Source organism: Burkholderia glumae LMG 2196 = ATCC 33617, assembly GCF_000960995.1.
GTDB classification, from domain to species: domain Bacteria; phylum Pseudomonadota; class Gammaproteobacteria; order Burkholderiales; family Burkholderiaceae; genus Burkholderia; species Burkholderia glumae.
In genome coordinates, this window is record NZ_CP009435.1 from 444,148 (window position 1) to 465,375 (window position 21,228).

Below are 21,228 nucleotides of genomic sequence, written 5' to 3' on the forward strand. Positions count from 1 at the left end.
TGATCTGGCCGGAGCGGACGCCAGCGCGCCATCCGGCCCGAGCGTAGCTTGGCACAGACGGGGCGGCGCCGGCAGCGGCGGCCTTCATCCGCTCAGCTCAGATCAACCGGCACGAAGATCTGCGCGTTGTCGCGCTGGATCAGCAGCGCGAGGCTGTTGCCGGCGCTCTTCACCGCATCGCGCAGCTGCTCGGCGCTCGTCACCGGCCGGCCGTTCACGGCAAGGATCACGTCGCCCGGCTGGATCCCGGCGTTGGCGGCCGGCCCGGTCGCCTGCTGCACCACCAGCCCGTGCGTGAGCGAGGTGCCGGCGCGTTCCTGCGGGGTCAGTTGCCGCACCGCCACGCCCAGGCGCCCCTGCTCGGCAGGACCGTCGTTGCTGGCGGTCTGCTGGCTATCGGCCAGCGAGGCCAGCGTCACCGACACGTCCTTCTTCGACTTGTCGCGCCAGATCTGCAGCTCGGCCTTGGTGCCCGGTTTCAGGCTCGCGATCTGTCCCGGTAGCATGGTGGAGTCCTGCACCGGCACGCCGTTGACCGCCAGGATCACGTCGCCGGGCTGCAGGCCCGCCTTCGCGGCCGGCCCCTTCGGATCGACCGAGCTGACCAGCGCGCCGTCGGGTTTCGGCAGCCCGAACGAGCTGGCCAGCGTCTGGTCGAGGCCCTGCACCGCCACGCCGAGCCGGCCGCGGCTGACGTGGCCGGTCTTCACGAGCTCATCCTTGACCTTGATCGCCTCGTTGATCGGAATCGCGAACGACAGGCCCTGGAAGCCGCCCGTCTGCGAGTAGATCATCGAATTGATGCCGATCACCTCGCCCTGCAGGTTGAACAGCGGGCCGCCCGAGTTGCCGGGGTTGACCGGCACGTCGGTCTGGATGAACGGCGTGTAGTTCTCGTCGGGCAACGCGCGCGACTTGGCGCTGATGATGCCCGAGGTGACGGTGTTGTCGAAGCCGTAGGGCGAGCCGATCGCCACCACCCACTGGCCCACCTTGCTCTGCTGCGGATCGCCGATCTTCACGACCGGCAGGCCGGTGGCATCGATCTTCAGCACCGCGACGTCGGACTGCTTGTCCGAGCCGATCACCTTGGCACGATACTCGCGCTTGTCGGTCAGCTTGACGGTGATCACGTTGGCGCCGTCGATCACGTGAGCGTTGGTAAGGATGTAGCCGTCCGGGCTGACGATGAAGCCCGAGCCGAGGCTCGTGCTCGGCTGGTCGTCGGTCTGGCCGCCGCCCATGCCCGGCACCTGGCCGTAGAAATGCTTGAAGAACTGGTAGAACGGATCGCTCGGGTCGATCGGCAGTTGCTGCGGACCACCGCCGCCGCGCCGCGCCGACGCCTTCACGACGTGCTTCGCGCTGATGTTGACCACGGCCGGGCCGTAGGTCTCGACCAGCCCGGAGAAGTCCGGAATGCCGGTCTTGGCGGCGGCCTCAGCCGGCATCAGCGCGGCGGCCGAGGCCGGCGTGATGATCTGGGGGGGCTGCGCGTGACGCGTGCCGGCGACATAACCTGCTGACAATGCGGCCGCGACGGCCACGGCGACGGCGCTGCGCGCCAGGAAACGAGTCTTCATCGTCACTACCTCCTCATGTTGGTTCGCAGCGTAACGACGCTGTCTTAAAGGAGGCTTAACCGAACCGGGGCCAGAGCCAAAGGCCAGGCCGGGCGGCATTCAAACAGCTTTCAAGGGCGCCGCGCGGCGGCGAACGCGAGCGTCACCAGCAGCCCGCCCGCGTCCGACTCGCCGAGCGTGACCACGGCGCCCTGCTGCGCGGCCACGCGCTTGACGATCGCGAGCCCGAGGCCGCTGCCCGACACGTCGGTACGCGCGCGCGCGGACGAGTCGCGGTAGAAGCGGTCGAACACGCGCTCGCGCTCGTCGGGCGGAATGCCCGGTCCGCTGTCGGCGATCCGCACCAGCGCCGGGCCGTCCGGCGCGAAGCCGAGCGAGACGTCGATGCGGCCGCCGTCGGGCGTGTATTTCACGGCGTTGTCGAGCACGTTGTTGATCATCACGCGCAGCGCGCCGATGTCGGCGTCGATCACGGCCGGCTCGGTCGCCTCGATGCCGAGGTCGATGCCGCGCTTCTGCGCCACGATCGCATAGGCGCTCACGCAGCCGGCCAGCACCTCGTCGAGCGCGACCGGCTCGATCACGCCGGCGCCGTCGGGCTCCGAGCGCGCCAGCGCGAGCAACTGCTCGGCCAGGCGCGTGGCGCGCGTCACGCCGTTCTGCAGGTCGGCGAGCGCCTCGCGGCGCGTCTCGTCGTCCTGCGCGCGCGCCACCAGCTGGGCCTGGATCTGCACCGCGGCAAGCGGCGTGCGCAACTCGTGGGCGGCATCGGCGACGAACGCCTTCTGCGTGTCGAGCGCGGCCGCCAGCCGCGACAGCAGCCCGTTCAGCGCATGCACGAGCGGCTGCACCTCCAGCGGCAGGCGCGCATCGGGCAGCGGATCGAGCGCCTCGGGGCGGCGCGACTCGACCGCGCGCGTGACGCGCCGCAACGGCCGCATGCCGCGCCCGACGATCATCCAGACCGCCGCGCCGAGGAACGGCAGCAGCACGATCAGCGGCCACAAGGTGCGCAGCGCGACGCTGGCCGCGAGCCGGTTGCGCACCGACACCGGCTGCGCGAGCTGCACCACGTTGTCGCCGACGATCGCCCCGTACACGCGCCACTCGCCGCGATCGGTGTGTTCGGTCGAGAAGCCGAGCTCCGCGCGCGGCGCGATCGGCGCGCGCGGGTGCGAGAAATACATGAGGTTGCCGTTGCGATTCCAGATCTGGATCACGATGCCCTCGTCGCCGCCGGTGGTGCGCGAACCGAATACCTGCGAGAACGGCTCGGACGGCAGCGCCGCCGCGATCTCCTGGAGCTGGTAGTCGAACAGCTCGTTGGCCTCGGCGAGCGCCTGGCGGTAGATCAGCCAGCCGGCCGCGCCCACCCCCGCGACCACGATCGCGAGCAGCCAGATCAGCAATTGATGACGAATCGACCGCACGCGCTACGCTTCCTTGACGACCATGTAGCCGAGCCCGCGCACGTTGCGGATCAGGTCCGAGCCGAGCTTCTTGCGCAGCGCGTGAATGTAGACCTCCACGGTGTTGCTGCCGATCTCCTCGCCCCAGCCGTACATCTTCTCCTCGAGCTGGCTCTTCGAGAGCACCGCGCCGGGCCGTGCGAGCAGCGCCTCGAGCAGCGCGAACTCGCGCGCCGAAAGCGCCACCGGCGCGCCGTCGAGCGTGACCTGATGCGAGGCCGGATCGAGCGTGAGCGCGCCGTGGCGGATCACCGATTCGCTGCGCCCGGCCTGGCGGCGGATCAGCGCGCGCATGCGCGCGGCGAGCTCGTCGAGGTCGAACGGCTTGACGAGGTAGTCGTCGGCGCCGGCGTCGAGCCCCTTCACGCGGTCCGGCACCGCGTCGCGCGCGGTGATGATCAGCACCGGCAGCGCGTGGCCGCGCGCGCGCGCCGTGCGCAGCACCTCCACGCCGTCGCGCTTGGGCAGCCCGAGATCGAGCAGCATCAGGTCGTAGGTTTCGCCGCCGAGCGCGGTCAGCGCGGCCTCGCCGTCCTGCACCCAGTCCACCGCGCAGCCATCGGCCTTGAGCGCCTTGCGCACGCCCTCGGCGATCATCCTGTCGTCTTCGACCAGCAGTATTCGCATCGTGTCCGCATCCATGACGCCGCAATCAATGGCCTTCATTGTAGCGCCGCGCGCGGCGCATTTCGTCATCCCGGCCGCGACGCTTGTCTCTACAATGTGCGCTCGCGGCCAAATCCGGCCGGCTTCGCTCTACTCGCTCGTCGATGAATCCCATTCGCCGCCTTACCGTTGTCCTTCATTCCCGCGCGCGTCACGGGCGCACCGCCCTCGTGCTGGCCGCCTGCGCGGCGCTCGCGTTCGCCGCGCCGGCCGAGGCGCGCAAGAAACCGCGCGCCGCACGGCGCGCGGCGGCCGTGGCGGCGGCCCCCGCCGCCAGCGTGGCCGCCGCGCGCGGCATCCTGCCGGCCTCGGTGCTGGCCGGGCTGCAACGCGCCCACGTGCCGGCCGCGAACCTCAGCGTGGTGGTGGAGAAGATCGGCGCGCGCGCGCCGGTGGTGGACTGGAACGGCGAGCGGCCGATGCTGCCGGCCTCGACGATGAAGCTCGTGACCACCTACTCGGGGCTCGCGCTGCTCGGCGCCGACTACCGCTACCGCACCAGCGCCTGGGCCGACGGCACGGTCGACCCCACCGGCACGCTGCACGGCAACCTCTACATCAAGGGCACCGGCGATCCGAAGCTGGTGCCCGAGGAACTGATCGACCTGGTCGACAAGATCCGGCGTGCCGGCATCGTCAACATCGACGGCGCGCTGGTGCTCGACAAGACCTTCTTCGCGCCGTCCACGCGCGACCTGCCCGCGTTCGACGACGGCACCTTCGCGCCGTACAACGTCGGCCCCGACCCGCTGCTCTATGCCTTCAAGTCGCTGTCGTTTACGGTCACCCCGGGCGACGGCGGCGCGGTGGCGATCGACGTGCAGCCGCCGCTCGCGAACCTGACGATCGACAACGAGGTCAGCGAGGGCGGCAGCTCCTGCGCGGCGGCGGCCGCGGCCGCGCGCCCGCATCTGACGACCGACCCCAACGGCGCGCTGACGGCCGCCTTCGCCGGGCGCTTCCCCCGGCACTGCGAACCGATCACCACCAACATCGCCGTGCTCGATCACTCGCAGTTCTTCTCGCAGGGCTTTCTCGCGCTGTGGCGCTCGACGGGCGGCATCTTCAACGGCCGCATCGTCGAGGGCAAGGTGCCGACCACGGCGCGCCCGGTGGCCGTCCACCGCGGCCCGGTGCTGTCGAGCATCGTCTACGACATCAACAAGAACAGCAACAACACCATGGCGCGCAACCTGTTCCTGTCGCTCGGCGCGATCGAGGGCAAGCCGCCCGCCACGCCCGAGCAGTCGGCCGGCGTGATCCGCGCGTTCCTCGCCAGAAGCGGCATCGCCATGCCGGAGCTGGTGCTGGAGAACGGCTCGGGCCTGTCGCGCGAGGAACAGGTGAGCGCGCTGTCGCTCGCCGCGCTGCTGCAGGCGGCCAATGCGAGCCCGGTGGCCCAGCCGTTCATCGACTCGCTGCCGATCGTCGGCGTGGACGGCACCATGAAGCGGCGCCTGACCAACCAGCCCGTGCTCGGCAACGCGCACATCAAGACCGGCACGCTGCGCGACGTGCGTGCGATCGCCGGCTACGTGGCCTCGGCCGACGGCAACAGCTACGTGGTGGTCAGCTTCATCAACGATGCCCATGCGGCCGCCGCGCGCGCGGCCCACGACGCGCTGCTCGAATGGGTCTACGCGGGGCCGCACGGCAATTGAGCGGCCCCGGCGGCGCCCCCTCGGGCGCCGCGCCTTGCGGGCAAACCCTGCCCCGAACACTCCCTCTACGGAACTTGTCGCGCCGCCGGCGGCGATTGCGTACGCTTGGCCTCTGCATCCCACCCGGCCGGCCATGAACGAGCCGGGGCGATGGCTGACCAGACTCGAAGAGGGGGAGACCACCATGCAATTCGACGTCGAATTGCTGTTGCTCGCGCTGGCGCCCGTATTCCTGCTCTGCATCGGCTGGGAAGCGTGGCACCTGGCGCGCACACGCCCGCAGGACGCCGTCTACGGCTGGCGCGACACGCTCTGCAACGCGGCGCTCGCGCTGATGCACCAGGGCGCCGACAAGCTCGCCTGGCTGGTGGTGCTCCCGATCTACGCCTACTGCTACGACCACTACCGCATCCACACCTGGCCCGCGGGCTGGCTGCCGTTCCTGGTCCTGTTCGTCGCGCAGGACCTGCTCTATTACGGCTTCCACCGCGCGAGCCACCGGGTGCGCTGGCTGTGGGCCGCGCACGTGGTCCACCACTCGTCCGAGCGGCTCAACTTCTCGACCGCGTTCCGCCAGAGCCTGATGTATCCGGTGGCCGGCATGTGGCTGTTCTGGCTGCCGCTCGCGTTCCTCGGTTTTGCACCGCAGCAGATCGTGGGCGTCGTCCTGATCAATCTGGCCTTCCAGTTCTTTGTACACACCCAGACGGTGCCGAAGCTCGGCTGGCTCGAAACCTTCCTGAACACGCCGTCGATCCATCGCGCGCACCACGCGCGCAACCCGCGCTACATCGACCGCAACTACGCGGGTGTGCTGGTGATCTGGGACCGGCTGTTCGGCAGCTATGCGGAGGAGGATCCGCGCGACCCGCCCGTCTACGGCATCGTCGAGCCGCTGAACACGCACAATCCGCTCGCCGCGACGTTCCACGAATGGCGCTCGATGGCGGCCGACGCGATCTCGGCGGCCGGCGCGCGCAACAAGTGGCGCGCGATTTTCGGAGCGCCCGAGTGGGCAAGCGCTTATCATGCGCAGGTTACCGGCGCGCCGCCCACCGCGGCCGCCGCGGCCCGACGGGGGCCGGAAGGCACGAGACGGCACGCCGCCGTGCCGCCGGACATCGGGCCTCACGCGTCCGACGACGCGTAACACCAAGCAGTCTGGCCATATATCTATACGAGGAGATGAACGCATGAAGCCGACCCCCACCGCCACGCCCCGCCAGCCGGGCCGCCTGAAGCGCACGGCGCAGCTGGCAATCGCGAGTGCCGTGTTTGCGCTGCTCGCCGCCTGCGGCGGCGGTGACGACAACGCCGCGCCCACCCAGACGGCCAGCGTGAAGATGCAGGTCGTGTCGTTCGGCGACAGCCTGTCCGACGTCGGCACCTACTCGCCGCAGATCCTGCTCGGATTCGGCGGCGGGCGCTTCACCACCAATCCGGGCGAAGTCTGGACCCAGAAGGTGGCCGAGTTCTACGGCGACACGCTCAAGCCGGCCTATGAAGGCGGGTTCGGCGTGCCGCTGCAGGCCACGGGCGGCCTCGGCTACGCGCAGGGCGGCTCGCGCGTGACGCAGCAGCCCGGCATCGGCCACGCCGACGCGTCGGTGGCGAACGCCGATTACGCGCAGGCCACCACCACGCCGATCTCGACCCAGGTCCAGCAGTACCTGCAGCAGTACGGCAGCTTCAACGCGAACCAGATCGTGCTCGTCAACGGCGGCGCCAACGACATCCTGCTGCAGGCGCAGATCGCGCAGGCGGCGGGCGGCACGCCGGCCGCGCAGCTCGCGGCGGCCCAGGCGGTGGGCCTCGCCGCGCAGCAGCTGGGCGGGATCATCGCGAAGATCGCCGCCTCGGGCGCGACCCACGTGTTCGTATCGAACATGCCCGACATCGGCACCACGCCGCTCGCGGTGGCGGGCGGCGCGGCCACGGCGGCCGCGCTCACGCAGCTCTCGGGCCTCTTCAACAAGACGCTGGCGGGCACGCTGACGGCGCTGAACGTCGACACCACGAAGGTCAAGCTGATGGACACCTTCACGTGGCAGGACGGCATCGGCGCGAACTTGGCGGCCAACGGCTTCTCGGTCGGCAACACCGGCACCGCCTGCAACCTCACCGCGATGGCCACCGCCGCCGCGAAGGCCGGCGTGGCGCAGGCGAGCGCGTTCGCCTCGTCGTTGTTCTGCTCGCCGCAGACCTACACGGCCCCCAACGCCGACCAGACCTACATGTTCGCCGACTCGGTCCATCCGAGCACGCGCCTGCATGCGCTGTTCGCGCAGTTCGTCGAGCAGCAGATCACGGCCTCCGGCGTGGGGGCGCCGAAGTAAGCAGCGAAATCGGCGCCGCCGGGCGCCGCAGACGACAACGCCCGGCGCTTGCGCCGGGCGTTGTTTCATGGACCGCCGGAGCGCCCGGCGGCCCGCTCGCCGCTGAATCGGGTACGCCGCGCTTCAGCGGCCGGTGCCGGCACCGTGTTCGAACGCCGCGGCGGCACGGCCGAGCCGGTCGTTGACGGCGGCCCACTCGGGCGTGCCGGGCAGTTGCTCGACCAGAATCCGCGTCACGCTCGCGCGATCGAGCGCACGCAGCAGGCCGTAGAGTTCGCGCGCATAGGCCTGCGGATCCTCGGGCGCGGCCACGAAATGCACGCCGGGCGCCGCGGCCCAGGCGCCGGCGCTGGAGGCGCGCGCCACCAGCGCGACCGGCTCGCCGGCCGCCGCGGCCGCCTCGAGCAGCGGCGCGAGCCGCCCGAACGGCAGCAGCACGAGCGGCGTGCGCGGCGCGTAGTGCGCCTTCAGCGTGCCGGAGGCGCGCGGCGCGCCGGGGTCGCCGCCGTCCGGCAGGCGCGGCAGGGTGCCGAGCACCTCGGCGATCTGCTGCGGCGTGACGTGGCCGGGCCGCAGCAGCGCCGGGAAGCCGCGCGACAGATCGAGGATCGTCGATTCGATGCCGACCTCGGCGGCGCCGCCGTCGAGCACGTGGACCGCGTCGCCGAACTCGTCGCGCACGTGCTGCGCGGTGGTCGGACTGACGTGGCCGAAGCGGTTCGCGGACGGCGCGGCGACGCCGCCGTGGCCGGCGCGCCGCGCGCTGAAGGCCGCGAGCAGCGCCTGCGCGACCGGATGCGAGGGGCAGCGCAGCCCCACCGAGTCCTGCCCGCCGCTGACCGCGTCGGGGATGTGCGCGGCGCGCTTCAGGATCAAGGTGAGCGGCCCGGGCCAGAACGCCTCGATCAGCCGGCGTGCGTCGGCGGGCAGCGCCGGCACCCAGTAGCCCGGATCGCCGCCCGGCGGCAGGTGCACGATCACCGGATGATTCGCCGGCCGGCCCTTGGCCGCGTAGATGCGCGCGACCGCCTGCGGCGACTCGGCGTCGCCGCCGAGGCCGTAGACGGTTTCGGTCGGAAACGCGACGAGCTCGCCGGCGGCGAGCCGCGCCGCGGCCTCGTCGATCCGCGCGGCCGGCACGCCGTGCGGGCCGGATGCGTCGGGCGCGCTGCCGGCGGGCGTCGGGCGGGCGTCGGAAGTCATCGTGGCGCGCCCCTCAGTCGAGCGGCACGCGCAGCAGCCGCGCGCAGTCGTGCGCGGCCTCGAGCGCCGCGTCGAGCGTCTCGGCGGTGAAGTTCACGTGGCCCATCTTGCGGCCCACGCGCGCCTCTTGCTTGCCGTACAGGTGCAGGTGCGCGGCCGGCATCGCCGCCACGCGCTCCCACGGCGGCGTGACCGCCTCGCTCGCGCCGTCGGCGAACCAGATGTCGCCGAGCACGTTCAGCATCGCCGCCGGCGAATGCTGGCGCGGGTTGCCGAGCGGCAGCCGCGTCATCGCGCGCACCTGCTGCTCGAACTGGCTGGCCGAACAGGCATCGACCGTGTAGTGGCCGGAGTTGTGCGGGCGCGGCGCCATCTCATTGGCGACCAGGCTGCCGTCCTCCAGCACGAAGAACTCGACGCAGAGCACGCCGACATAGTCGAGCGAATCGGCGATCCGCACCGCGGCCTGCTGCGCGGCGGCGGCCAGCGCGGCGTCGGCGGCCGGCGCCGGCACCACCGTCAGCGACAGGATGCCTTGATGATGCGTGTTCTGCGCGAGCGGGAACGCGGCCGAGCGGCCGTCGACGCCGCGCGCGATCAGCGCCGACACTTCGTACTTGAGCGCCAGGCGCTTCTCCAGCACGCACGGCACGCCGCGCAGCGAGGCGAACGCGGCGCGCACCTCGGCGGCCGTCGCCACGCGCACCTGGCCCTTGCCGTCGTAGCCCAGGCGCGCCGTCTTCAGGATGCCGGGCAGCACCGCGTCGAGCTCGGCGTCGCCAAGCGCGGCCAGCGCGTCGGCCGATTCGATCACGACGTGCGGCGCGACCGGCACGCCCGAGCCAGCGATGAAGCGCTTCTCGGCGATCCGGTCCTGCGCGATCGCCACGCAGCGCCCGGCCGGCGCGACGAAGGTGGTGCGGGCCAGGAACTCGAGGCTCGCGGCCGGCACGTTTTCGAATTCGGTCGACACGGCCGCGCACAGCGCGGCGAGTTCGGCGAGCGCCGCCTCGTCGTCGTAGGCCGCGCGCAGGTGGCGGTCGGCCACCGAGCCGGCGGGGCTTGCCGCGTCGGGATCGAGCACGGCGACGCGATAGCCCATCGCCTGCGCCGCGAAGCAGAACATGCGGCCGAGCTGGCCGCCGCCGACCATGCCGAGCCAGGCGCCGGGCAGGATCGGTGAAACCGGAGTGGAGTGTGCAGTCATGTCAGTGATCGAGCGCGGCGGGCGCCGTCGGGCGCGCCGCCGTGGGACTTCGGGAGCCGCGCCGCTTACAGCGGCGGCAGCACCATCGCATGCGCGGCTTCGTTCTGGCGCACGCGGAACGCAGCGAGCCGGTTCGCGTAATCGACCGAGGTGCCGGCCAGCAGCGACACGGCGAACAGGCCGGCATTGGCCGCGCCCGCCTCGCCGATCGCGAAGGTGGCCACCGGCACGCCCTTGGGCATCTGCACGATCGAGTGCAGCGAATCGACGCCCTTCAGGTACTTGCTCGCCACCGGCACGCCGAGCACCGGCACCGTGGTCTTCGCGGCCAGCATGCCGGGCAGGTGCGCCGCGCCGCCCGCGCCGGCGATGATCGCGCGCAGCCCGCGCTCGCGCGCCCCTTCGGCATACGCGAACATCTCGTCGGGCATCCGGTGCGCGGACACGACCTTCGCTTCATAGGGCACGTCGAACGCCTGCAGGATCACGACGGCGTGCTGCATCACGTCCCAATCGGAACTGGAGCCCATCAGCACGCCGACGAGCGGCGCGCTGTGCGTGTGGGCGGTCTGGACTTCACTCATGTACGGCGTTTCCTTCGTTATCCGCGGGGGGCGGCGCGCTCAGACGAGCGGGCGGCCCGTGATGCGCTCGAGCGCTTCCTGATACTTCGCGCTGGTGCGCGCGATCACTTCGTCGGGCAGCTTCGGCGCGGGCGGCGCCTTCGGCCAGTCCTGGGTTTCGAGCCAGTCGCGCACGTACTGCTTGTCGAACGACGGCGGGTTGGTGCCGACCTGGTACTGGTCGGCCGGCCAGAAGCGCGACGAATCGGCCGTCAGCGCCTCGTCCATCAGGTAGAGCTTGCCGTGCTGGTCGAGGCCGAACTCGAACTTGGTGTCGGCGATGATGATGCCGCGGGTGGCCGCGTAGTCGGCCGCTTCCTTGTAGAGGCGGATCGAGATGTCGCGGATCGTGGCGGTCAGCTCGGTGCCGATGCGGCGCTCGCATTCGTCGTAGCTGATGTTTTCGTCGTGGTGGCCCAGCTCGGCCTTGGCGGCCGGCGTGAAGATCGGTTCGGGCAGCTTCTGCGCGTTCTGCAGGCCCGGCGGCAGCTCGACGCCGCACACCGCGCCGGTGGCCTGGTAGTCCTTCCAGCCGCTGCCGGCCAGATAGCCGCGCACCACCGCCTCGACGAGGATCGGCTCGAGGCGCTTGACCACCACCGCGCGGCCCTTCACCTGCTCGACCTCGTCGGCCGCCACCACCGCCTCCGGCGCGTCGCCGGTGAGGTGGTTCGGCACGATGTGCGAGAGCTTCTCGAACCAGAAATTGGCCATCTGGTTCAGCACGCGCCCCTTGTTCGGAATCGGCTCGCCCATCACCACGTCGAACGCCGAGAGCCGGTCGCTCGTCACGATCAGGAGCTTGTCGGTGCCGACCGCGTAGTTGTCGCGGACCTTGCCGCGACCGAGGAGCGGCAGCGAACGGAGCGTGGATTCGTAAAGGGTAGACATCGTCGTATCGAAGAAAATGTGAGCCAAACAAAAGGGAAACGCCGTTCCCCTTCGACAGGCGGGAACGGCGGCGAGGCCTCCGGCCGACAGCCGCCCGGCGCACCGGGCGGCCGCGGCAGCTATGTTAGCGCACGAGCTGGGCCAGTTCGCCCGCCTTGTAGCGCTCGGCCATCTTGTCGAGCGGCACCGGCTTGATCTTCGCGGCCTGGCCTTCGCAGCCGAACGCGAGGTAGCGCGCCACGCAGACCTGCTTGGCGGCCTCGCGGGCCGGCTTCAGATAGTCGCGCGGATCGAACTTCGACGGGTTCTCGAACAGGTAGCGACGGATCGCGCCCGTGATCGCCAGACGCAGGTCGGTATCGATGTTGATCTTGCGCACGCCGTGCTTGATGCCTTCCTGGATTTCCTCGACCGGCACGCCGTAGGTTTCCTTCATGTCGCCGCCGAACTCGCGGATCTCGGCCAGCAGTTCCTGCGGCACCGACGACGAACCGTGCATCACGAGGTGCGTGTTCGGGATGCGCGCGTGGATCTCCTTGATCCGCTCGATCGAGAGGATATCGCCGGTGGGCTTCTTCGAGAACTTGTAGGCGCCATGCGAGGTGCCGATCGCGATCGCCAGCGCGTCGCACTGCGTCTCCCTGACGAAGTCGGCGGCCTGCTCGGGGTCCGTCAGCAGCTGCTCGCGCGTCATGGTGCCGTCGGCGCCGTGGCCGTCTTCCTTGTCGCCCTTCATGGTCTCGAGCGAACCGAGCACGCCGAGTTCGGCCTCCACCGTCACGCCGATCGCGTGGGCCATCTCGACGACCTTGCGCGACACGTCGACGTTGTATTCATACGACGCCACCGACTTGCCGTCGGCCTCCAGCGAGCCGTCCATCATCACGCTCGAGAAGCCGCTGCGGATCGCCGCGAGGCAGACCGCCGGCGACTGGCCGTGATCCTGGTGCATCACGACCGGAATGTGCGGATACGACTCGACCGCCGATTCGATCAGATGGCGCAGGAACGCCTCGCCTGCGTACTTCCGGGCGCCGGCCGACGCCTGCATGATCACCGGCGCGCCGACCTGGTCGGCCGCCGCCATGATCGCCTGCACCTGCTCCAGGTTGTTCACGTTGAATGCCGGCAGGCCATAGCCATGCTCTGCCGCGTGATCCAGCAGTTGACGCATTGATACGAGAGGCATTGTGGTACTCCGTCTAATGAAAACCGGTGCGCTTTGGGCGGCGGCGACATGCCGGCTCCGGACGAGAACACGGGGCGGGCGCGGCGCGGCCGAGCGTCGAATGAGCGACATTTTATCGCGAAGCCGCCGGGCCCCTGCCCAGATTGCCGCGCGTTTCAGCAATTTGTTACGAATTCCGTGCCGGCCATCGCGGCAAAAATGCGAAAAAAGCCGCGCGGGGCGTTCGACCCCGCGCGGCTTTTATGGCCCGAAATATCGGGACAGATCGATCAGAACGTCTCGCCGACGCGCACGATCTTGAGCGTATTGGTACCGCCCGCCTGGCCCATCGGTTCGCCGACGGTGAGCACCACCATGTCGCCGAGCCCCACGTAGCCCTGCCGCATCACGATCTCGATGGCGGCCTGCATCGCCGAATCGCGGTCGCTGTTGAAATCGACGTGCAGCGGCGTGACGTTGCGGAACAGCGCCATGGTGCGCTCGCTGCCCACCCGCGGCGTCAGCGCGAAGATCGGCACGTGCGTGTAGTGGCGCGACATCCAGAGCGCGGTCGAGCCCGACTCGGTCAGCGCGATGATCGCCTTGGCGCCGAGGTGGTAGGCGGTGAAGAGCGCCCCCATCGCGATCGACTGGTCGATGCGCGTGAAGGTGCGGTCGAGGAAATCGCGGTCGAGCTCGACCTGCTCGGACTTCTCGGCCTCGACGCAGATCGCGGCCATGGTCTCGATCGTCACGACCGGGTACTTGCCCGCGGCCGATTCGGCCGACAGCATCACGGCGTCGGTGCCGTCGAGCACGGCGTTGGCGACGTCCGACACCTCGGCGCGGGTGGGCACCGGCGCGTGGATCATCGATTCCATCATCTGGGTGGCCGTGATCACCAGCTTGTTCGACTCGCGCGCCATGCGGATCATGCGCTTTTGCAGCGCCGGCACGGCCGCGTTGCCGACTTCGACGGCCAGGTCGCCGCGCGCCACCATGATGCCGTCCGAGGCGTCGAGGATGTCCTGCAGCGCCGGGATCGCCTCGGCGCGCTCGATCTTCGCGATCATCTTCGGCTTGATGCCGTAGGGCGCGCCCGCGATGTTCGCGAGCTGGCGCGCCATTTCCATGTCGGTGGCGTTCTTCGGGAACGACACCGCCACCAGGTCCGCGCCGAGCGACATCGCCGTGCGGATGTCCTCCATGTCCTTCGCGGTCAGCGCCGGCGCCGACAGCCCGCCGCCCTGCCGGTTGATGCCCTTGTTGTTCGAGAGCTCGCCGCCCACCTTGACGATGGTGTGGATCTCGTCGCCGAGCACGCGCTCGACGGTCAGCACGATCAGGCCGTCGTTGAGCAGCAGCACGTCGCCCGCCTTCAGGTCGCGCGGCAGGTCCTTGTAGTCGAGGCCGACGCGCTCGTCGTTGCCGAGTTCGCAGGTGGCGTCGAGGATGAACGGCTGCCCCGGCGCGAGCGTGGTCCTGCCGTTCTCGAACCGGCCGACGCGGATCTTCGGGCCCTGCAGGTCCGCCATGATCGCGATTTCCCGGCCGACCTTGCGCGCGGCCTCGCGGACCATCTCGGCGCGCTGGCGGTGGTCGTCGGCGGTGCCGTGCGAAAAGTTGAGCCGCACGACGTCGAGGCCCGCCTGAATCATCTGCAGCAGAATCTCGGGCGAACTGGAAGCCGGGCCGATCGTGGCGACTATCTTGGTGGCGCGAAGCATGAAACTCCTCATGATGGTCTGGGTGGAGGAAGCGCTGGAGATACTGCTGCGAGAGCCGGAGCCGCCGGGCCCAGCGGCCGGTGCTCCGGTGCGCGCGCCGGCTTCGGCCGGCGTCGCTTTGTTCTGGCTGTCCGTCATCATGATGGCCGGGCGGGCGGGGGCGACGCGCTCCGGCCGGGCGCCGGCGCGCGGTCCGGGGCGCGAGCGCGCCGCCCCCGCCGCCTTCCGGCTTGCTGCCGCGCGGCCTCGCGCCATCTCAGGCGCCGCGCGTTTCCAGCACCTCCACGGCCGGCAGCGTCTTGCCCTCGAGGAACTCGAGGAACGCGCCGCCGCCGGTGGAGATATAGCTGACCTTGTCGTGGATGCCGTACTTGGCGATCGCGGCGAGCGTGTCGCCGCCGCCGGCGATCGAGAACGCCGGCGAATTCGCGATCGCCTCGGCGAGCGTCTTGGTGCCGTTGCCGAACTGGTCGAACTCGAACACGCCGACCGGCCCGTTCCAGACGATGGTGCCGGCCTTCTCGAGCTGGCCGGCGAGCGCCTTGGCCGTTTCCGGGCCGATGTCGAGGATCAGGTCGTCCGCCTCGATCTCGCCGACTTGCTTGACGGTGGCCTGGGCGGTGGCGGCGAATTGCTTGGCCGTGACCACGTCCGACGGGATCGGCACCGATGCGCCGCGCTTGCGGGCCTCGTCGATGATGGTCCGCGCCTCGTCGACGAGGTCCGGCTCGGCCAGCGACTTGCCGATCGTGAGGCCGGCGGCGAGCATGAAGGTGTTGGCGATGCCGCCGCCGACGATCAGCTGGTCGACCTTCTCGGCCAGCGACTTCAGGATGGTCAGCTTGGTGGACACCTTCGAGCCGGCGACGATCGCCACCAGCGGCCGCTTCGGATTGCCGAGCGCCTTGCCGAGCGCGTCGAGCTCGGCGGCGAGCAGCGGGCCCGCGCAGGCGATGCCGGCATATTTGGCGATGCCGTGGGTGGTGGCCTCGGCGCGGTGCGCGGTGCCGAACGCGTCGTTGACGTAGATGTCGCAGAGCTTGGCCATCTTCTGCGCGAGCGCGTCGTCGTTCTTCTTCTCGCCCTTGTTCACGCGGCAGTTCTCGAGCAGCACGACGTTGCCCGGCGTCACGTTCACGCCGTTCTCGACCCAGTTCGACACCAGCGGCACGTCGCGGCCGAGCAGCTCGGCGAGGCGCCGGGCCACCGGCGCGAGCGAATCCTCGGGCTTGAGCTCGCCTTCCGTCGGACGGCCCAGGTGCGAGGTGACCATCACCGCCGCGCCCGCGTCGAGCGCCGCCTTGATCGCCGGCACCGAGGCGCGCACGCGCGTGTCCTCGGTGATGTTGCCGTGGTCGTCCTGCGGCACGTTCAGATCGGCGCGGATGAACACGCGTTGGCCGGAGACTTTGCCTTCGGCGATCAGGTCGGTAAGACGCTTTACTTGGCTCATGGGACTGATTGAAGGTTGATGAGGAAGGCGGTGCTGAAACCTCGCGCGCGGGCTGCCGACGGGGGCGCCGGACGGCCGGGCTGGGCCGTGCGACACGTTCGAGATCTCCGGAAAGGGCCATTCTAGCCGATCCGTCCGGCGGCCTGCCGTGACGCAGGGCGAATTCCCTCTATTTGGCCGCGCCCGGCGCCGCGGCCTGGCAGCAGGCCGCCACGCGCGGTGCGGCGCGGTCAAATCATCAGACGCAGGGCGGTGGACACCAGCATGCCGACGACGATCGTGCCGAGCATGCTGCGGCGCCAGAGAAACCAGCCGAGGCCGGCCGCGGCCGCGTAGAAATCGTGGTTGGCGAGCGAGAACGAGAGCCCCGCCGGGGTGTCGAGCAGGTCCGGCAGCACCACCGCGGCGAGTGCCGCGGCCGGCGCGTAGCGCAGCGCGCGCTGGGCGCGCGCGGGCAGGACGGTGCGCGCGCCGCCGATCAGGAACAGCGCGCGGGTGAGCGCGGTGACCAGCGTCATGCCCGCGATCAGCCACCAGACCTGCGCGCCGCTCACCGCCGGCCTCCTTCGCCGTCGCTCGCGGCCGCGGCCGGATCGACCGCGTCGCGGCTGCGCACCCGGGCACGCAGCCGGCGCCAGTCGGCGCGCTCGACGAAGGTGTCGGCCAGCGTGCCGGCCGCGAGCGCGGCGAACACCGCGAGCGGCAGCCCGAGCCGGTAAGGCAGGTCGAGCGCCAGCAGCGCGACCACGCCGGCCACCGCCACCGCCGCGAGCGTGGAGCGGTTCGCCACCGCCGACACCATGATCGGCAGCAGCGCGAGCGTGCCGGCCAGACCCAGCCCCCAGCTGGCCGGCACCACGCTCGCCAGCGCGATGCCGGCCAGCGACGAAGCCTGCCACGACACCCAGCTGAGCAGCGCCATGCCCCAGAAGTAGGCTTCCTTGCCCGGCACGCGGCCGGTCGCGAAACCCTGCTTGACGAATATCAGGTAGATGACGTCGCCGTTGAAATAGCCGATCAGGATGCGGCGCCACATCGGCAGGTAGCAGAAGTGCGGCGCGAGGCCGGCGCTGAAGATCACGAAGCGCAGGTTGACCATCGCGGCCGTTAGCAGGAGGGTCCAGAGCGGCAATTTGGCCGCCATCAGCGGCAGCACCGCGAGCTGGGACGAGCCGCCGTAGACGAGCAGCGACATCCAGACCGCCTGCCCGGTCGTCATCACCGACTGGCTCATCGCGATCCCGGTAACGAATCCCCACGACAGTATCGCCGTCAGCGTCGGCGCATAGTCGCGCGCCGCCTGCAGGCAGGCGTGGCGATCGGTGGGGGACAGGCGAGCGAGCATGGAACGGCGCCGGGCGGCGGCGCAATGGGGGCGGGCTGGCGCGCGGACCGCGTTGTCTGCCGTGGTGCTTTTGTGGAACGACCGCAGGATTATAGCGCCGGACCCCGCCCGAGCGAACCGTCGAGGCGCTAAAAGACGCTAAAATGCCCGACCGGCGCGGCCCGGCGCAACGGTGCGGCCCGACTGCTCGGACGATGGCCTGCCGCGCGCGGGGTTTTTTCGCTATCGTGTCGGGCAACGACGGCACGCCTGACCAGGCCCGTGATTCGCCAGGCGGCGCGCGCCGTTCCCCCTTTACCGCAACAAGAGACCGCCATGAGTGAAATCAAGGAACGACCGCTCGTCGAACTGTCGGCAAAGGATCTGCCGGCGTACTGCCCGAACCCGGCGATGGCGCGCTGGAGCGCCCATCCGCGCGTGTTCATCGACGTCACGCACGGCGAGGCGCGCTGCCCCTACTGCGGCACGCGCTACAAGCTGCGCGACGGCGAGGTGGTCCACGGCCATTGAGGGCCGCCGGCCCCGCCGAACCCGGCGCGCCGCCCGGGCCGCCCCTCGTCTCACTCGTCCCGCCCACCCGAGCGCGGCGCCACGGCGCCGCGTTTCATCACGACACCGGATATCGACCTGATGCGTCGCGCGTTGGTAATCGCACCGAATTGGATCGGTGACGCATTGATGGCGCAGCCGCTTTTCGCGCTGCTCAAGAAACTGCATCCGCGCCTCAAAATCGACGCGCTGGCGCCCGGCTGGGTCGCGCCGGTGCTCGAACGGATGCCCGAGATCCAGGAGGTGCACGCCACCGACCTGGCCCACGGCAAGCTGCAGATGCTGCGCCGCTGGCAACTCGCGAGCGACCTGCGCGAGGTGGGCTACGACGCCGCCTACGTGCTGCCGAACTCGCTGAAGTCGGCGCTGATCCCGTGGCTCGCCGGCATCCCGCTGCGCATCGGCTACACCGGCGAGTCGCGCTACGCGCTGCTCAACGTGCGCCATGCCAATCCGCCGAAGGCGCGCGACGCGCGCCCGCCGATGGTGCCGTTCTATGCCGCGCTCGCCTACAAGCCCGGCGTGCGGCTCGACGAGACGCTCCAGGCGCTGCCGATGCCGCGGCTCGATTCGGATCTCAACGAGGCCGCGCGCGTCTCGGCGCGCTTTCACCTCGATACGCGCAAGCCGCTGATCGTGTTCTGCCCCGGCGCCGAATACGGCCCCGCCAAGCGCTGGCCGCCCGAGCATTTCGCGGCGCTCGCGCGGATCGTCGGCCAATCGTTCCCTTACACGCAGATCATCGCGCTCGGCTCGCCGAAGGACGCCCCGGCCGCCCAGGCGATCGCCGACCAGGCGCCGGGCGTGCGCAACCTGTGCGGCCAGACCTCGCTCACCGAGGCCTGCGCGCTGATCGCGCGCGCCAACGCGGTGGTCACCAACGATTCCGGGCTGATGCACGTGGCCGCCGCGCTGCGCCGGCCGCTCGTCGCGCTGTACGGCTCGACGGATCCGCGCCACACCCCGCCGCTGTCCGATCTGGCAAAGGTACAATGGCTGCATCTCGAATGCAGTCCCTGTTTCCAGCGAGAATGCCCGCTCGGCCATCTGAACTGCCTGCGCGAGCTGAGTCCGGAGCAGGTATTCGCCGATCTGCGCGGGATGCTCGTGGCGCAGCGCTGACGGCCCCGGTATCCGACCTCGACGCATGACTGACGCTGGCGGCCTCGCGGCCGCTGCCCCGTAACAGCGCGCAAGCGCAAGAGACAAACCCGATGCCACGTTTTGCCCGCCTCTTCGAAGCTGCCGCCGATACGCTGAACGCCTACTACCAGGCGGTCGCCGACGCGAACCTCGACGCCCTGATGGTCCTGTGGATCGACGAGGATTTCGCGAGCTGCATCTGGTCCGACGGTGCGCATCTGCACGGCCTCGAACAGATCCGCAGCGGCTTCGGGCAACGCCTCTCGTCGCAGCCGGTCACGATCGAGCCGCTCGACATCCGCGTCTACGACAGCCTCGGCACGGTGGTCTACACGGTGGCCGAGGCGCACCAGTACGCGGACCCGGCCGCCGATCCGGGCATGGTGTTCGCGACCTACGTGATGATCCACGAGCGCGGCGAATGGCGGATCGCCCACATCCATGCGAGCCCGATCCCGGAGCAGGCGGCCACCCAGTTCGCCGCCAAGATCCGTCACGGCCAGGGCCCGCTGCACTGAGCGAGGCGCCCGCGCGATGTCCTCCGCCTCCCCGCCCTCGCCGCTGGCCGGGCCCGAAGAGCCGGCCGGCGCGGCGCGCTACCGCGCGCCGCGCTGGCTGCCCAACAGCCACGCGCAGACCATCTTCCCGGCCCTGTTCGGGCGCCGGCCTGCCGTGGCCTATCGGCGCGAACGCTGGGACACGCCCGACGGCGACTTCATCGATCTCGACTGGCTGGCCCATCCGGCCGGCGCCGAACCGGCGCCCGACGCGCCGCTGATGGTGGTGTTCCACGGTCTCGAGGGCAACTCGGATTCGCGCTACGCGCTGCTGCTGATGGCCGCCGCGCGCGAGCGCGGCTGGCACGGCGTGGTGCCGCATTTCCGCAGCTGCAGCGGCGAGCTGAACCGGCTGCCGCGCTTCTATCACCTGGCCGACGGCGCCGAGGTGGACTGGATCCTGCGCCGGCTCGCCGCCGGCCGCCGCGGCCCGGTGTTCGCGGTCGGCGTCTCGCTCGGCGGCAACGTGCTGCTGCACTGGCTCGGCGAGCGGCGCGGCGATCGCTCGATCGTCACGGCGGCGGCGGCCGTGTCGACGCCGCTCGACGTCCATGCCGGCGGCCGCGCGATCTCGCAGGGCTTCTCCATGGTCTACACGCGCTCGTTCCTGAAGACCCTGAAGATCAAGGCCTCGGCCAAGCTGGTCCAGCATCCGGACCTGTTCGACGCGCGCCGGATGCTGGCCGCGCGCACCATGCACGAATTCGACGACATCGTCACCGCGCCGCTGCACGGCTTCGCGAGCGCCGACGACTACTGGACCCGCGCCACCACGCGCCCGCTGCTGCGCGCCATCGAGATCCCGACCCTGCTGCTCAACGCGCGCAACGACCCGTTCCTGCCCGCCTCGGCGCTGCCGGGGCCGGCCGACGTGGCGCCGGCCGTCGAACTGGACCAGCCCGCGCACGGCGGCCACGTCGGCTTCATGACCGGCCCGTTCCCCGGGCACGACGACTGGATGCCGCTGCGCGTGTTCCGTTTCATTTCCCGCTTCGCGCCTGCGGCGCCGACCCGACATGGATGAAATCGTCCGCCAGGCCCTCGCCAAATGGCCGAACGTACCGCACTGCACCGGCTGGCTGCAGCTCGACCGGCGCGGCGCCTGGCGCATGCGCGACGAGGCCGCCCAGGCAGCCGGCGCGCCCGGCTCGCCGATCCGGCACGCCGCGCTGATCGCGTTCATCACGCGCAACTACGCGCGCGACGAGGCCGGCCAGTGGTTCTTCCAGAACGGGCCGCAGCGCGTCTACGTGGAGCTCGCCTACACGCCGTGGGTGGTGCGGCTCGCCACCGGCGCGGACGGCGCGCTGACGCTGACCGACCAGGCCGGCGCGCCGTTCGAGCCGGCGGCCGCCTGGCTCGACGACGCCGGCGGCGTGCTGTTCTCCGATGCGGGCGCGCCGCCGCGCGTGGCCGTGCTGCACGACCACGACCTCGACCTGTTCGCCGACCACGCCACGCTCGACGAGGACGGCGCGGGCGGCCGCTTCCACTGGCGGCCCGGTGCCGATCTCGCGCTCGGTGCGATCCGCCGCGACGACGTGCCGGCACGCTTCGCGTTCGTCGCCAGCCCGGCGGCGCGGGCGGGCGGCGCCGGCGCGGCGGGCACGGCCGGCGGCTGACGCCGCGCCGCCGCAGGCCGGCCCT

The 21,228-nt window shown here is 70.7% G+C and carries 20 protein-coding genes; 8 read left to right on the top strand and 12 right to left on the bottom strand.

Going from position 1 to position 21,228, the window contains the following annotated elements:
• Positions 1-92 precede the first annotated feature (92 nt).
• The 3 genes from KS03_RS14605 to KS03_RS14615 all read right to left on the bottom strand — a co-directional run bounded on the left by KS03_RS14605 (position 93) and on the right by KS03_RS14615 (position 3,679).
• Positions 93-1,583, bottom strand: coding sequence for a DegQ family serine endoprotease (locus tag KS03_RS14605; RefSeq protein WP_015876884.1), 1,491 nt, complete (start codon positions 1,581-1,583; stop codon positions 93-95).
• Between the two features lie 110 nt (positions 1,584-1,693).
• Positions 1,694-3,013, bottom strand: a complete 1,320-nt coding sequence (locus KS03_RS14610; RefSeq protein WP_015876885.1) for an ATP-binding protein — start codon at positions 3,011-3,013, stop codon at positions 1,694-1,696.
• A 3-nt stretch (positions 3,014-3,016) separates the two neighbouring features.
• Positions 3,017-3,679 carry a response regulator gene (locus tag KS03_RS14615; protein WP_085962404.1) on the bottom strand — a complete coding sequence of 221 codons (663 nt, stop codon included), beginning with the start codon at positions 3,677-3,679 and terminating at the stop codon, positions 3,017-3,019.
• Positions 3,680-3,822: 143 nt separating this feature from the next.
• On the opposite strand from KS03_RS14615, the gene dacB reads away from it, so the two are divergent.
• The 3 genes from dacB to KS03_RS14630 all read left to right on the top strand — a co-directional run bounded on the left by dacB (position 3,823) and on the right by KS03_RS14630 (position 7,715).
• Positions 3,823-5,379, top strand: a complete 1,557-nt coding sequence (gene dacB / locus KS03_RS14620; RefSeq protein WP_045678847.1) for a D-alanyl-D-alanine carboxypeptidase/D-alanyl-D-alanine endopeptidase — start codon at positions 3,823-3,825, stop codon at positions 5,377-5,379.
• Between the two features lie 184 nt (positions 5,380-5,563).
• Positions 5,564-6,529 (top strand): sterol desaturase family protein, encoded by a 966-nt coding sequence (locus KS03_RS14625; protein ID WP_015876888.1) that lies wholly within the window; start codon positions 5,564-5,566, stop codon positions 6,527-6,529.
• Positions 6,530-6,572: 43 nt separating this feature from the next.
• Entirely contained in the window at positions 6,573-7,715 is a 1,143-nt protein-coding gene (locus KS03_RS14630) for an SGNH/GDSL hydrolase family protein (protein WP_015876889.1), read from the top strand.
• Between the two features lie 123 nt (positions 7,716-7,838).
• Here KS03_RS14630 and KS03_RS14635 read toward each other — a convergent pair whose 3' ends face one another.
• The 9 genes from KS03_RS14635 to KS03_RS14675 form a co-directional block, all read right to left on the bottom strand.
• Positions 7,839-8,918, bottom strand: a complete 1,080-nt coding sequence (locus KS03_RS14635) for an L-threonylcarbamoyladenylate synthase (RefSeq protein WP_015876890.1) — start codon at positions 8,916-8,918, stop codon at positions 7,839-7,841.
• Between the two features lie 13 nt (positions 8,919-8,931).
• The gene (locus KS03_RS14640; RefSeq protein ID WP_015876891.1) at positions 8,932-10,125 is read right to left on the bottom strand and encodes a 5-(carboxyamino)imidazole ribonucleotide synthase; all 1,194 of its coding nucleotides are present in this window, start codon (positions 10,123-10,125) and stop codon (positions 8,932-8,934) included.
• Between the two features lie 65 nt (positions 10,126-10,190).
• Positions 10,191-10,709 carry a 5-(carboxyamino)imidazole ribonucleotide mutase gene (gene purE, locus KS03_RS14645; RefSeq protein WP_015876892.1) on the bottom strand — a complete coding sequence of 173 codons (519 nt, stop codon included), beginning with the start codon at positions 10,707-10,709 and terminating at the stop codon, positions 10,191-10,193.
• A 39-nt stretch (positions 10,710-10,748) separates the two neighbouring features.
• Positions 10,749-11,639, bottom strand: a complete 891-nt coding sequence (locus KS03_RS14650) for a phosphoribosylaminoimidazolesuccinocarboxamide synthase (protein WP_017423646.1) — start codon at positions 11,637-11,639, stop codon at positions 10,749-10,751.
• A gap of 124 nt (positions 11,640-11,763) precedes the next feature.
• A complete protein-coding gene (fba, locus tag KS03_RS14655) occupies positions 11,764-12,828 on the bottom strand; it encodes a class II fructose-bisphosphate aldolase (RefSeq protein ID WP_015876894.1) in 1,065 nt (354 codons plus the stop codon).
• A 269-nt stretch (positions 12,829-13,097) separates the two neighbouring features.
• Entirely contained in the window at positions 13,098-14,534 is a 1,437-nt protein-coding gene (gene pyk, locus KS03_RS14660) for a pyruvate kinase (protein ID WP_015876895.1), read from the bottom strand.
• Between the two features lie 256 nt (positions 14,535-14,790).
• Positions 14,791-15,987, bottom strand: a complete 1,197-nt coding sequence (locus KS03_RS14665; protein WP_015876896.1) for a phosphoglycerate kinase — start codon at positions 15,985-15,987, stop codon at positions 14,791-14,793.
• 230 nt (positions 15,988-16,217) lie between these two features.
• Positions 16,218-16,541: an AzlD domain-containing protein gene (locus tag KS03_RS14670; protein WP_015876897.1), complete on the bottom strand. Its 324-nt coding sequence runs from the start codon at positions 16,539-16,541 to the stop codon at positions 16,218-16,220.
• A complete protein-coding gene (locus KS03_RS14675; protein WP_015876898.1) occupies positions 16,538-17,332 on the bottom strand; it encodes an AzlC family ABC transporter permease in 795 nt (264 codons plus the stop codon). The genes KS03_RS14670 and KS03_RS14675 overlap by 4 nt, the downstream gene beginning before the upstream one ends.
• A gap of 315 nt (positions 17,333-17,647) precedes the next feature.
• Between KS03_RS14675 and KS03_RS14680 the strand changes: the two genes are divergently transcribed.
• The 5 genes from KS03_RS14680 to KS03_RS14700 all read left to right on the top strand — a co-directional run bounded on the left by KS03_RS14680 (position 17,648) and on the right by KS03_RS14700 (position 21,203).
• Positions 17,648-17,842: a zinc-finger domain-containing protein gene (locus tag KS03_RS14680; protein ID WP_015876899.1), complete on the top strand. Its 195-nt coding sequence runs from the start codon at positions 17,648-17,650 to the stop codon at positions 17,840-17,842.
• 120 nt (positions 17,843-17,962) lie between these two features.
• Complete coding sequence (waaF, locus tag KS03_RS14685; RefSeq protein ID WP_015876900.1) at positions 17,963-19,003, top strand: lipopolysaccharide heptosyltransferase II; 1,041 nt, start codon at positions 17,963-17,965, stop codon at positions 19,001-19,003.
• Positions 19,004-19,095: 92 nt separating this feature from the next.
• The gene (locus tag KS03_RS14690; RefSeq protein WP_015876901.1) at positions 19,096-19,542 is read left to right on the top strand and encodes a nuclear transport factor 2 family protein; all 447 of its coding nucleotides are present in this window, start codon (positions 19,096-19,098) and stop codon (positions 19,540-19,542) included.
• Between the two features lie 16 nt (positions 19,543-19,558).
• Positions 19,559-20,605, top strand: a complete 1,047-nt coding sequence (locus tag KS03_RS14695) for a hydrolase (protein WP_045678848.1) — start codon at positions 19,559-19,561, stop codon at positions 20,603-20,605.
• Positions 20,598-21,203 carry a DUF2946 family protein gene (locus KS03_RS14700; RefSeq protein WP_015876903.1) on the top strand — a complete coding sequence of 202 codons (606 nt, stop codon included), beginning with the start codon at positions 20,598-20,600 and terminating at the stop codon, positions 21,201-21,203. Before KS03_RS14695 ends, KS03_RS14700 begins: the two co-directional genes overlap by 8 nt.
• Positions 21,204-21,228: the final 25 nt, after the last annotated feature.